This window comes from Prevotellamassilia timonensis, from assembly GCF_021531665.1.
Lineage (GTDB): Bacteria > Bacteroidota > Bacteroidia > Bacteroidales > Bacteroidaceae > Alloprevotella.
Genome location: NZ_JADYUH010000012.1, coordinates 35,715 through 48,295, shown reverse-complemented (window position 1 = coordinate 48,295; position 12,581 = coordinate 35,715). Strand labels below are relative to the sequence as shown.

Sequence of the window (12,581 nt, the reverse complement as noted above, 5' to 3'; positions counted from 1 at the left end):
GTACAAATATAATACTTTTCATCGCCAAAAGCAAGAAGTGTTAAAACCGAAAAAGGGCGTTGGGTGTGGAAAAGGTTGTTCACCTCCTATTGCCATTTCCTGTTTTACGTTCGTCACGTTCGTTACGGACGATTCATTCGCGTTCATTCGTTCCATTCGCGAGATTCGTGTTCAAAAACAAAATGTAGGGTTTGTGTTCCGCTTCGTGTATAGTTTTGCGAACGCTCGCTGTGTAGGGTTTGTGTTCCGCTTCGTGTATAGTTTTGCGAACGCTCGCTGTGTAGGGTTTTGAACACTCGCTGTGTAGGGTTTTGTGCATGGTTCAATGTATAGTTTGTGTATAGTTTGCGTCTTAAACTATACATTTCGCAACGTTCGGAAAATCAACGAGATAAAGAGCAAAATGTAGGGTTTGTGTATAGTTTGTATAGTTTTTTGTTTCCCCTTTTATTTACGTATATGTACACTGTCGGAGAGTGGATGCACAGGCTCGGAGAAGTGAGAGCCAACCCAATGTCGGCGCATAGTTTTGAACGCTCCTAACCCCAAGATTTTTCAGAACATCTCTCACTGGTGACCGCGTCCCCGTTGCGATTTTTCGGGCGAATACTCGCTTCCATTTCCTCAACTCAGGGAGGGTGGGGGACGGCAATGTATCGTTAATGCCTTCAGATAAACCTCATAATTGGAAATAACTTTGTAGTTTTGTAGGCTTTTTCAAATACAAAGATAACATGGTGTCAAAGCGAATTGTGAAACTTGTGCACTCGCTGCGTCAGAAGAAAGGTCGCGAGAGCGAGCGTCTTTTTGTGGCAGAGGGTAAGCGTTTGGTGACAGATTTGGTCGCCGGCGGCATGCGCCCCGTCGCCTTGTTCGTGACGGAGGCTTCCCTTCCGCTTTTGCCCGTGTTGGCTCACTGCGGCGTGACGCCCGAAGTGTGCAGTGCTTCCGAAATGAACGCCCTTTCCGGTCTGGTTCATCCTCCCAAGGGAGAAGGTATGCTTGCTCTTTTCCCTCTTCCCGCCGATTCCGAAGACGCGCAGGCAGAAGCAAGCCTTCCTGCCCGCGAACTCTGTTTGGCTTTGGACAGCGTGCAAGATCCCGGGAATCTCGGCACCATCCTTCGCACCGCAGATTGGTTTGGCATCCGCCACATCTTTGCTTCCACCGAGACAGCCGATGTCTATGCCCCGAAAGTCGTGCAAGCCACGATGGGCGCAGTGGCAAGAGTGCGGATGCACTATGTCAATCTCCCCGCCTTCCTGGACAAAGTGTCCGAAGAGGTGCCCGTCTATGGCACGTTCCTTGACGGAGACAACCTCTACGCTCGTTCCCTTCGCTTTGAAGACCGAGGCATTTTGGTCATGGGAAACGAAGGGCGCGGCATCTCCGAGGAAGTGGCAGCGAGGGTGACGCACCGTCTGCTCATTCCGCCTTATCCTGCTGGCGGCACCGGGGCAGAGAGTTTGAATGTCGGCGCTGCCACGGCGATTCTTTGTGCCGAGATGCGTCGTAGCCTTATGTAAGGGACATTCTATGAATTACGAATAAAATAACCGCCTTTCAGTCATTTGCGCGAGATGGAAGAAATGTTTCACACCTTGAACTGTTTTCAGTGGTCCGCCGCCCATTGTGTGTGGTGGGGCATTTGGTTCGTTTGTGTGTGTCTGACGCTCGTGCTTCTGTGGCGTTTGTTCCGTTCGGTGCCCGTTTCGGGACAGCCGTCAGTTCCTGCGGAGTCAGAAACGAAAGGTTTGAGCGTCATTCTTTTGGCAGAACATTTGCTGGAAGAAAACGATGCAGAAGACTCATTAAGAGCCTTTTTGAATCAGGAAATAGAAGGGTTCTATGAGGTGATTGTGGCAGATGCCCGCGTTTCGGAAGCACAGTCTGACATGCTGTCCGCTTTGTGTGTCCGTTTGCAAACTTCGTTCAAGCGTTTGCGTTTGGTGAGTGTTCCGCCCACCACGCGCCACATCATTCCGACGGCGCTTGCGCGTATGTTGGCAGTGAAGGCAGCCTACGCTCCATGCGTCGCGGTTTGCGACATACGGATGCGTCCCCACGACACGGGGTGGGCAGCACGTTTGATGTCGCGTGTTGGCGATGGCGTTCAGTTTGTGCAGTTCTACTCCAATCACGAAGGAGACACTGCCGTCAGCCGTCGTGCCGCTGCACGTCGCTTCGTCCGTTTCTCCGCTTTGTGGCGCAGTGCGCGCCAGGGCGTACCCTCCGCTTTTTTTCGGGACGGTTTCGTGGTGAAACGCGAGTGGGTTCTTTCCTGCGGCACGCAGCGAGAAGATGTTGTGCGTCAGTGGGATGACGTGGTTTGGATGTCGGCACTTTCCGATGCGGCGTCCGGCGGAAGCGTTTGTGTCACCGCCGATGTGGACACCCGTCTTTGGCTTCATGGCGAACCCGAGCGTCGTCTCCGCGACAGAGGGAGCGACTTTGTGAAACTCCGTTCCTTTTCCGACCGATCGGCGAATCTCGTTTCCTTCCTGCTTTGGCTCACGCTTTTTCTTTCGTTGGCTTTGTTCGTTGTTTCGTTCAGTCGTGCCGTCTTTGATGAGATGTGGCTGTCACTTCTCCCCGCTATTCTGTCGCCGGTGACCTTCTTGTTCTCCGTCGGTCTCGAGTTGAAAATCATCGGTAAGAAAAGCGCACTCGCTCTGGGCGATGCCCCCTATCCTTGGTACGTTCTCTTGCAGACCACCTTGGCTGCGCTCCCCGCCGCCTTTGCCTCCCTTTGGCGTCGCCACCGTCCGCAGATTCCTGCCGACAACCGCCCCTTGCCTCGCTAAAGTCGGGAAACGATTTGCTTCGCTCAGTTCTATAGTAAAAATATTTAATACATTAAATCATAGAATTATACTAAACTTTCACATAGCCTTATGTTGCCCGTTCAGTTCATCACTCACGAAACTCCCACCTGCACCTACGAAGAGTCTGCCCTCCTTGCGCTTCGTGGCGGTTGTCGTTGGATTCAGTTGCGCGTGAAGCACGCCGGCGATGAAGAGGTTCGTCCTCTCGCCGAAAGACTTCTGAAAGCCTGCGGCGAGGTCGGTGCGGTCTTCGTGATTGACGACCGCGTCGAACTCGTGCGCTCCCTCGGAGCCGACGGCGTGCATCTCGGTGCCAACGACATGCCCGTTGAAGAAGCAAGGAAACTGCTCGGTCCGGCGTTCATCATCGGTGCCACCGCCAACACGCCCGAACAAGCATTGGCAGGAGCACGCGCCGGTGCAGACTATCTTGGCGTCGGTCCCTTCCGCTTCACTCGCACGAAAGACAATCTCGCTCCGCTGCTTGGCGCAGAAGGCATCGGCGAAATAGTGAGAAAACTGCGCGAAGCGGGAAGCGACATCCCCGTCTGTGCCATCGGCGGCATCACCCCCGACGACGTGCCCGCCCTGGAAGCCGCCGGTGCGGACGCCATCGCCGTTTCCGGTGCCATCCTCCAATCGCCCGACCCCGTGGCAGCCATGCGCCGCTTCCTCGGGGAAGAATGAATCCACTTGGTCAAACAAAAGGCAACGAACCGCCTCCTCCGTGGTCTCCATGACCGACAATGCGGTTTCGTTCGCCGTCTAATCATACCTATATATTTACTATGCAACAACATTTTCAGATTAAGTATCCAGCCAGCGATAAGGTCTATCTCCCCGGCCGTCTTTTTCCTGATTTGAAAGTAGCGATGCGCCGCGTGCGCCTCACTCCCACCGTCACGCGCACTGAAGACGGTGGCAGAAACGTGAATCCCAATGAGCCCGTGCTCGTCTATGACACCAGCGGACCCTATTCCGACCCCAATTTTGAGCACGACCTCCACAAAGGACTTCCCTCGCTGCGAGGCGCATGGATTGAACAGCGCGGTGGAGTGGAGCGACTCAGCGAATTCACTTCCGACTTCAGCCGCCGCCGTTTGGCTGACCCCGCCACCGAGTCCATCCGCTTCCCCCAGCCGCCGCTCCCGCTACGGGCAAAGGGTGGGGCAGGCATCACCCAGATGTACTATGCGAAGCAGGGAATCATCACTCCCGAGATGGAGTATGTCGCCATTCGCGAAAACATGGACTGTGAGGCGCAGGGAATCCCGACGCGCATCACTCCCGAGTTCGTCAGAAGCGAAGTCGCTGCCGGACGCGCCGTCATCCCTGCCAACATCAACCACCCCGAGGCTGAGCCCATGATCATCGGACGCAACTTCCTCGTCAAGATTAACACTAACATCGGTAACTCCGCCACGACGTCCGACATCGCCGAAGAAGTCGAAAAAGCCATTTGGAGTTGCAAGTGGGGCGGCGACACCTTGATGGACCTCTCCACGGGCGACCACATCCACGAAACCCGCGAGTGGATTGTCAGAAACTGCCCCGTGCCCGTCGGCACCGTGCCTCTCTATCAAGCCCTCGAAAAGGTGAACGGAAAGGCTGCCGACTTGACGTGGGAACTCTATCGTGACACTCTCATCGAACAGTGCGAGCAGGGCGTTGACTATTTCACCATCCACTGCGGCATCCGACTTGCCAACATCCCCCTCTCCAAGAACCGCCTCACCGGCATTGTTTCGCGTGGCGGAAGCATCATCTCCGAGTGGTGCAGGATTCACAACCGCGAAAACTTCCTCTACGAACACTTTGACGACATCTGCGAAATCTGTGCCGCCTATGACACCGCGATTTCCCTTGGCGACGGCTTGCGCCCCGGTTGTGTCGCCGACGCCAACGACGCGGCACAGTTCGCGGAACTCGACACCATGGGCGAACTCGTCACCCGTGCTTGGGAACACAACGTCCAGGCATTCATTGAAGGACCGGGACACGTCCCCATGCAAAAGATTCCCGAAAACATGCAGCGCCAAATCGAGAAGTGTCACGAAGCACCGTTCTACACCCTCGGTCCTCTCGTCACCGACATCGCTCCCGGCTATGACCACATCACTTCTGCCATCGGCGCTGCCAACATCGGTGCGCTCGGCACAGCCATGTTGTGTTATGTCACTCCGAAAGAACACCTCGCGCTGCCCAACCGAGAAGACGTCAGAGTCGGTGTTGTTTCCTACAAAATCGCTGCCCACGCCGCTGACCTTGCCAAGGGACATCCCGCGGCGCAGATTCGCGACAACGCCCTCTCCAAGGCGCGCTATGAGTTCCGCTGGAAAGACCAGTTCCACCTCAGCCTCGACCCCGACCGCGCTGAAGAATACTACCGCGAAGGACATCTCGACGGCGGAGAATTCTGCACGATGTGCGGACCCAACTTCTGCGCCATGCGCATCTCCCGCCGCCTGCAAGGAGAAGGTGCCGTGGTCAATGGCGAACACGCCGAAAACTGCGACGACCTCATCGGAAAAGATTGTTAAGTAATCCTCAAAAAATAACCTGCATCATCTTTGAAAATCTTTTCGGTCCATATTTCCTCCCTCATCAGTCACATAGTTACGGCTATGCTCCTTCTTCGGGTGAAAATCTGACCTCGAAAATGTCATTCAAATCTGACGCAACTTATTATTTTCATATTACTACGCGGCAGAGAAAGACTGCTTAGAACATTCCATAAATAAGAACTCCTTAATATAATAGGTATCCTCATGAAGAAATATGTTTTCCTGCTTCTCTCTCTCCTCTTCTGTTTCACCGGAGAACTTCATGCACGAAAAGAAAAGACGACAAGACCGGAGAAAACTTCGGCTGAAAAATCAAAAAGCGGACTCTTCGATGTCTTCCAGAAAGACGAAGAATGGTTCTTCGCTGTGCACGACAGTCTGCTCGGGCGCGAGTTTCTCGCCAGTGTTCGCTTCACCGGCACGCCTGCTTCGGTGGGAAAATATGGCGGCGAGTCCGTCATCCAGCAAACCGTCTATTTCGAGCGGGTCGGAAAAGACAAAATGTTGTTGCGCTCCCGCATCCTCATGAATGATGCAGACAGCGTGGACGCCATTGACCGCGCCGTCAGAATCAGTAACGTGAACCCCATCATCGGTGCCTTCCACATCGAATCCCGCGCAGACAACAAGAGTAAATTCAAGGTGACGTCCTTCTTCCTGGAGGACAACGGCGCCTTTGGCATCAACAGCCGCACCCGTCAGCAATACGGTTTGCAGTCTCCCATGAGAGACGCTAGTTTCATCGAAAGCATCAAGACCTTCCCCACCAACACTGAGGTACGCATGGTTAAGACTTGGTACTCCTCGGGCACGGCAACCGCAGCCGGAGCACGCACGGGGAAAGTGACCATTGGTTTCAACATCTCTTTCATCCTGCTTCCCAAAACGCCCATGCTGGCACGCTTGTTCGACCCGCGCGTCGGCTACTTCTCCGACCGTTTTGAACGCTACACCGACGCACAGCAACACGTCGAGTCCAAGCGTTTCATCACTCGCTGGCGTCTGGAGCCGAAGGACAGTGCCGACGCCGCCCGCCTCGCTCGCGGCGAACTGGTCGAACCAAAGAAACCGATTGTCTATTACATCGACCCTGCCACCCCCAAGCAGTGGCGACCCTATCTCATTCAAGGTGTGAACGACTGGCAAAAAGCATTTGAGAAAGCCGGTTTCAAAAACGCCATTCGTGCGGAGGAGTGGCCCGACAGCATTGACAGCATGTCCATGGAAGATGCCCGATTCTCCGTCATCCGTTATCTCGCTTCCCCCATCCCCAACGCCTACGGTCCTCAGATTCACGACCCACGCAGCGGAGAAATCCTTGAAAGCCACATCTGCTGGTATCACAACGTCATGAAGCTTGTGCATCATTGGTATATGATTCAAGCCGGCAACCTTGACGAAGCAGCGCGCAAGATGAAGTTCGACGAGGAACTCATGGGACAACTCATTCGTTTCGTCTCCTCCCACGAAGTCGGTCACACTCTCGGCTTGCGCCACAATTTCGGCTCCTCCTCGCTGGTTCCCGTGGACAGTCTGCGCAGCCGCAGTTTCGTGGAATGCTACGGTCACACGCCGAGCATCATGGACTATGCCCGTTTCAACTACGTCGCACAGCCCGAGGACAGCATCTCCCGCAGCGGTATCTTTCCCCGCATCGGCGACTATGACGAGTGGGCGATTGAGTGGGGCTATCGTCCCATGTTCGGAGCCTACGATTCCGAAAGCGACCACTGGGAATTGGAGAAAATCACCTCCGAGCGTCTGAAAAACAATCCGCGACTCTGGTTCGGTGACGGAGAAACCAACGCCACCCACGACCCGCGCTGTCTCACCGAAGACCTCGGCGACGATGCCGTCAAGGCTTCTCACTATGGCATCCTCAACCTGCAGCGCATGATGAAGCAACTGCCGGAATGGACTTACGAAAGCAATGACATCTACGGACGCAACCTTTCAGACATGTACTCTGAAGTGGTTAACCAGTTCTATCGTTATTGCATGCACGTCGCCAACCAAGTCGGAGGAACGTTTGCCGACTACAAAGCACCCGACCAGGAGGGCGTCACCTATTCCTACAATTCTCGCGCCGCCCAGCAGCGCGCCGTAGATTTCCTTCAGCGCGAAGTCTTGACCCTGCCGCGTTGGCTGATTGCACCGAAATGGATGATGCGTTTCTTGCCTGACCCCGACCAAAGTGTTCAATCCATCGGCATCTCTGTGGTGAAAAACCTCTACGCCCCCAAACTCCTCAACCGTCTCAATCCCAACTGGACGGCTGAAGACTATCTCGCTCATCTCACCCACCTTCTCTTTGAGAGGAGCATGCCTTCCGATGCCTCCGGTCGCGGCTATGCGCAAGCCTTGCAGCGAGAAGCCGTCACCTCACTGATTACCCTTGTTTCTTACGGTACGTTGTCTGAGGCTTATGCCGCCGCACTTGCTCAGTTGCAGCGCATTCGTCGCATCTGCCAAACCCGCAAGGGAGATGCACACAGCGAGTCCCTCGTCTTTGCAATTGACAAGGCGTTGAGCGTGAAGTAAGTAGGCTCCTCCTTCCTTTTCAGGGATGTTCTGAGAATTTAGGTTGATTTGTTTTTACTTTGTAGAGACACAACCTAATTTTTGGAACATCCCTGAACTTATTTCGGAAGATATTAAACGCCTTAGGAACGTCTCATTTTATTCTGAACCTTTCGTGTTCAATGCTCGTGATTCGTGTTCCCCAAAAAGAAACTAATGTCTTTTTGATGAATCAATTTTGACGAATCAATTCATGAACATGCGTGTTCCCCAAAGTCCCATGCACGTATTTGCTTGTTTTCAAAAAATAAAGTAATTTTGCGGGCGTTTTCCATGGTCTCTTGAAAAGAGGCTGTGGCGACATCGATTTAATCCTAAACATTTTCTTCATGTTCATATCCTACAACTGGCTGAAACAATATGTGGACTTCGACCTCACCCCCTCTCGCTTGGCCGAAGCTCTCACTTCCATCGGTCTCGAAACCGACGGAGTGGAAAAAACTTATAGCGTGAGAGGAGGACTCGAAGGGCTCATCACTGCCGAAATCGTGGAGTGTACGCCCCATCCCGACAGCGACCACCTGAACGTTTGTCGCGTTCGCACTTCCGACTCTCCCGATGTGCCTCTCCTGCAAGTCGTTTGCGGCGCGCCCAATGCTGCGGCAGGTCTGAAAGTCATCCTCGCTCCCGTGGGCTGTGTGCTCTATGCGCCCGACGGAAAAGCCTTTCCCATCAAACGCTCTAAACTCCGCGGCGTGGTCAGCGAAGGCATGTTGTGTGCTGAGGACGAAATCGGTGTCGGAACATCTCACGCAGGCATCATCGAACTGCCTTTGGACACCAAAGTCGGAGTGCCCGCCAATCAGATTTATGATGTGGGTGAGGACTATGTCATGGAAGTCGATATCACTCCCAACCGTGCCGACGCCTGTTCTCACTACGGTGTGGCACGTGACCTCTATGCTTATCTCGTGCGTCACGACATACCGACCTCTCTGCACCGTCCCGAGATGATTTCACTCGAAACTTCGGAAAACAAAGGTCCCGAAGTGACGGTGGAGAAACCCGAAGCTTGTCCGCGCTACTGCACCATCGCACTGAGCGGTTGCAAAATCGGCGAAAGTCCCGAGTGGCTCAAGCAAAGACTGACCGCCATCGGACTCAGACCGCTGAACTCCGTGGTCGATGTGACAAACTATGTTCTTTGGGCATACGGTCAGCCGCTCCACTGCTTCGACGGTGCTCGTCTTCGTGGCAACTGTCTGCGTGTGAAGACCATGCCCGAAGGCACCCCCTTCGTCATTCTCGATGGCACAGAAAAGAAACTTGACAGCAAAGACCTGCTCATCTGCGATGCGGAAGGACCTGTCTGCATGGCAGGCGTCATGGGTGGTCTGAACTCCGGCGTGACAGAAGAAACCACAGAAGTGGTGTTGGAAAGCGCCTACTTCGACCCGACTTGGGTGCGCAAGACCGCTCGCCGTCACGGCATCTCCTCCGACTCTTCCTTCCGCTTTGAGCGCGGCATTGACCCCGTTGGACAAATTTATGCCTTGAACCGCGCTGCCGCACTCATCATGGAAATGACCGGTGGTCACCTCGTTTCTCCGGTGCGCGAAGTCAGTGCCGGCACGTTGCCCGCCTCTTTCCCCGTGGATTTGAGTTATGACTATGCAGACGAACTCATCGGCAAGAAACTTGACCGCGGTTTGATGCGTCGCATCGTCGAAGCGTTGGAAATGAAAGTCGTCGAAGCAAACGAGGAAGGCATGAAACTCAGCGTTCCTTCCTATCGTGTGGATGTGCAGCGCCCCTGCGACGTCGTTGAAGACATTCTCCGCATCTACGGTTACAACCACGTGGAGATTCCCTCTGCCGTCACCTCCTGTCTGACACTTGCCACCAAGGAAGACCGCAAACATCGCATGGAGAACCTCCTCTCCGAACAACTCGTCGGAGAAGGCTACCGCGAAATCATGAACAACTCCCTCACCCGTGAGGCATATTATACTCCGCTGAAGACCTACGCTGCAGAGCGGCTCATCCGTCTGCTCAATCCGCTGAGTTCTGACCTCGGCGTGATGCGTCAGTCCTTGCTCTTCGGAGGCTTGGAAACCATTGCGCGCAACATGAACCGCCAGTCTCCGAACCTGAGACTCTTTGAGTGCGGCAACTGTTACTGCGTTTCCTCCAATCCCGAACTTCCTGCCGACGAAACACGCCAGATTGGACTCTGGCTGACCGGCAAGAAAGTGACGGGGGCTTGGGCACACGCCGACGAGCCCACCTCGTTCTACGTGTTGAAAGCCACGGTGATGAACCTCCTTCGCCGTGCCGGACTGAGTGGGGATGACGTGGTTTGCGAAGCCGGCGAAAACGACCTCTTTGCCCAGAGCCTGGCGGTGAAGAGTGCGAAGGGAGTGCTCCTTGCTGAGTTGGGTGCCGTCAGAAGCGACCTGTTGCAGAGTGCCGGCATCAAGCAGGCAGTTTATTACGCTGAACTCTCTGTCTCTGCGCTTCACGAAGCCGCCTCCGGTGTGCATCGTGAAATCCGCGACCTTCCGCGCTTCCCGGCAGTGAGCCGCGACTTGGCGTTGCTCGTGGACAAAGGCGTTGAGTTTGCTCAGATTGTCAAGGCAGCCCGCGGTGCTGAGCGCAAATTGCTGAAGCGCGTCGAACTGTTTGACGTCTATGAAGGAAAAGAACTTGAGGCAGGCAAGAAGAGTTATGCCGTGAACTTTGTGCTGCAGGACGAAGGCAAAACCATGAACGACCGTCAGACCGATGCTGCCATGAAGCGCATCTTCACCGCGCTTGAAAAAGAAATTGGTGCGAAACTCAGATGAGAAATGCTCCAACGAAAATCAAAATCATACAGCGAGAATCATAATCATACATATAATATATAAACACAAAACACCATGGGAAGAGCTTTTGAATACAGAAAAGCTGCGAAATTGAAACGCTGGGGTCACATGGCCCGCACGTTCACCAAACTTGGCAAACAAATCGCTGTCGCTGTGAAGAGCGGCGGCCCCGAACCCGAAAACAACCCCGCACTCCGTGCCATCATCGCTACTTGCAAGCGCGAGAACATGCCGAAAGACAACATCGAACGCGCCATCAAGAACGCCATGGGCAAGGACCAAAGCGAATACAAAGTGATGACCTACGAAGGCTACGGACCTCACGGCATCGCCATCTTTGTGGACACGCTGACTGACAATCCCACCCGCACCGTGGGCGACGTGCGTTCCGTCTTCAACAAATTCAACGGAAACCTCGGCACGATGGGATCGCTCGCCTTTCTCTTTGACCACAAGGCTGTTTTCACTTTCAAAAAGACCGACGGACTCGACATGGACGAGATGATTCTCGACCTGATTGACTATGGCGTTGAAGACGAGTTCGATGAGGACGAAGAAGAAGGCAGCATCACCATCTATGGCGACCCGAAATCCTTTGGTCAAATCCAAAAACACCTGGAAGAGTCCGGATTCGAGGTGCTCGGCGCTGAGTTCACCTACGTTCCCAACGACCTCAAAGACGTCACTGCCGAAGAGCGCGAAAGCATCGACAAGATGGTGGAACGACTCGAAGAATTCGACGATGTGCAGACCGTCTATACGAACATGAAACCCGCCGAGGAATAAAAATTTGTTCCCCATCAATTTATCTTCATCTCCTCATTACCTGTTTGTCAGTTCTGTTTCTTAAGGAAAGAAGCAGAGTGGCGAGCAGGATGTGACGGAGAAGGATTCTACACCTAATCAATGTCAGAATATCTGAACAATGACCAGCGAAAGGTGACTGCAAAGCGCCTTTCCGAAATGAAAGCCGAGGGCATTCGGATTTCCATGCTGACCGCCTACGATTTCACCACTGCCGGTCTGCTTGATGAAGCGGGTGTCGATTCCATCTTGATTGGCGACAGCGCTGCCAACGTGAAGGCAGGGTTTGAAACCACTCTTCCCATCACGCTCGACCAAATGATTTATCATGCCGCCTCCGTGGCTCGAGCCGTGAAACGTGCCTTCGTCGTTTGCGACATGCCCTTCGGGACCTATCAGGTCTCTCGCGAGGAAACCTTGCGTAACGCCATTCGCATCATGAAGGAGACCGGAGTCGATGCCGTCAAACTCGAGGGCGGAAGTCATTTGGCTGACACCATCCGCACGCTCGTTCAAGTCGGCATTCCCGTGGTGGGACACCTCGGACTGACACCCCAGAGTATTCATGCGTTCGGTAACTACGGTGTACGAGCGCGCGCCGAGGCAGAAGCCGCACAACTGCTCCGCGACGTGGAGGTGCTGACCGAAGCCGGATGCTGCGCCATCGTGTTGGAAAAAATCCCTGCTGCACTCACAGAAAAAGCCGTCAAACTGACACCCCTCCCCATCATCGGCATCGGTGCCGGTGCTGCCGACGGACAAGTACTCGTTTCTGACGACATGTTGGGCATGAACAAAGGTTTTTCACCCAAGTTCCTCCGACGCTACGCAGACCTCCACGATGTAATTACCAAAGCCGTCGGACACTATGTGGAAGACGTGAGAAGCGGTGACTTCCCCTCCGAAAGTGAGTGTTATTGATTCTTGCCTCCTTTCGTTGATGACCAATTATACTTATATAAAGAATCCATCTAACTCAGTCTGCCCGGGCAGACACTTGT

The 12,581-nt window shown here is 54.0% G+C and carries 10 protein-coding genes; 9 read left to right on the top strand and 1 reads right to left on the bottom strand.

The window, feature by feature from the left end; translation table 11 throughout:
• Together I6E40_RS03970 and I6E40_RS03965 are read left to right on the top strand one after the other, a co-directional pair.
• A partial coding sequence (locus I6E40_RS03970; RefSeq protein ID WP_235385612.1) for a hypothetical protein occupies positions 1–292 on the top strand: 292 nt, incomplete at its 5' end.
• A 460-nt stretch (positions 293–752) separates the two neighbouring features.
• Positions 753–1,526, top strand: a complete 774-nt coding sequence (locus I6E40_RS03965; protein WP_317207397.1) for an RNA methyltransferase — start codon at positions 753–755, stop codon at positions 1,524–1,526.
• Positions 1,527–1,612: 86 nt separating this feature from the next.
• On the opposite strand, the gene I6E40_RS03960 is transcribed toward I6E40_RS03965, so the two are convergent.
• Positions 1,613–1,765, bottom strand: coding sequence for a hypothetical protein (locus tag I6E40_RS03960; RefSeq protein ID WP_235385610.1), 153 nt, complete (start codon positions 1,763–1,765; stop codon positions 1,613–1,615).
• On the opposite strand from I6E40_RS03960, the gene I6E40_RS03955 reads away from it, so the two are divergent.
• The 7 genes from I6E40_RS03955 to panB all read left to right on the top strand — a co-directional run bounded on the left by I6E40_RS03955 (position 1,755) and on the right by panB (position 12,501).
• Complete coding sequence (locus I6E40_RS03955) at positions 1,755–2,804, top strand: hypothetical protein (protein WP_235385609.1); 1,050 nt, start codon at positions 1,755–1,757, stop codon at positions 2,802–2,804. The genes I6E40_RS03960 and I6E40_RS03955 overlap by 11 nt on opposite strands.
• A 90-nt stretch (positions 2,805–2,894) precedes the next feature.
• Positions 2,895–3,512 (top strand): thiamine phosphate synthase, encoded by a 618-nt coding sequence (locus I6E40_RS03950; RefSeq protein ID WP_235385608.1) that lies wholly within the window; start codon positions 2,895–2,897, stop codon positions 3,510–3,512.
• 101 nt (positions 3,513–3,613) lie between these two features.
• The gene (gene thiC / locus I6E40_RS03945) at positions 3,614–5,365 is read left to right on the top strand and encodes a phosphomethylpyrimidine synthase ThiC (protein ID WP_235385607.1); all 1,752 of its coding nucleotides are present in this window, start codon (positions 3,614–3,616) and stop codon (positions 5,363–5,365) included.
• Positions 5,366–5,593: 228 nt separating this feature from the next.
• Positions 5,594–7,930, top strand: coding sequence for a zinc-dependent metalloprotease (locus I6E40_RS03940; protein ID WP_235385606.1), 2,337 nt, complete (start codon positions 5,594–5,596; stop codon positions 7,928–7,930).
• Between the two features lie 368 nt (positions 7,931–8,298).
• The gene (gene pheT, locus I6E40_RS03935; RefSeq protein ID WP_235385605.1) at positions 8,299–10,755 is read left to right on the top strand and encodes a phenylalanine--tRNA ligase subunit beta; all 2,457 of its coding nucleotides are present in this window, start codon (positions 8,299–8,301) and stop codon (positions 10,753–10,755) included.
• Between the two features lie 75 nt (positions 10,756–10,830).
• Positions 10,831–11,562, top strand: coding sequence for a YebC/PmpR family DNA-binding transcriptional regulator (locus I6E40_RS03930; protein WP_235385604.1), 732 nt, complete (start codon positions 10,831–10,833; stop codon positions 11,560–11,562).
• A 120-nt stretch (positions 11,563–11,682) separates the two neighbouring features.
• Entirely contained in the window at positions 11,683–12,501 is an 819-nt protein-coding gene (gene panB / locus I6E40_RS03925) for a 3-methyl-2-oxobutanoate hydroxymethyltransferase (protein ID WP_235385603.1), read from the top strand.
• Positions 12,502–12,581 lie beyond the last annotated feature (80 nt).

Coding starts and splice junctions, on each gene's coding strand:
- I6E40_RS03930 (WP_235385604.1), top strand. CDS start 10,831: ATGGGAAGAGCTTTTGAATACAGAAAAGCTGCGAAATTGAAACGCTGG.
- I6E40_RS03940 (WP_235385606.1), top strand. CDS start 5,594: ATGAAGAAATATGTTTTCCTGCTTCTCTCTCTCCTCTTCTGTTTCACC.
- panB (WP_235385603.1), top strand. CDS start 11,683: ATGTCAGAATATCTGAACAATGACCAGCGAAAGGTGACTGCAAAGCGC.
- I6E40_RS03960 (WP_235385610.1), bottom strand. CDS start 1,765: ATGACGCTCAAACCTTTCGTTTCTGACTCCGCAGGAACTGACGGCTGT.
- I6E40_RS03950 (WP_235385608.1), top strand. CDS start 2,895: ATGTTGCCCGTTCAGTTCATCACTCACGAAACTCCCACCTGCACCTAC.
- thiC (WP_235385607.1), top strand. CDS start 3,614: ATGCAACAACATTTTCAGATTAAGTATCCAGCCAGCGATAAGGTCTAT.
- pheT (WP_235385605.1), top strand. CDS start 8,299: ATGTTCATATCCTACAACTGGCTGAAACAATATGTGGACTTCGACCTC.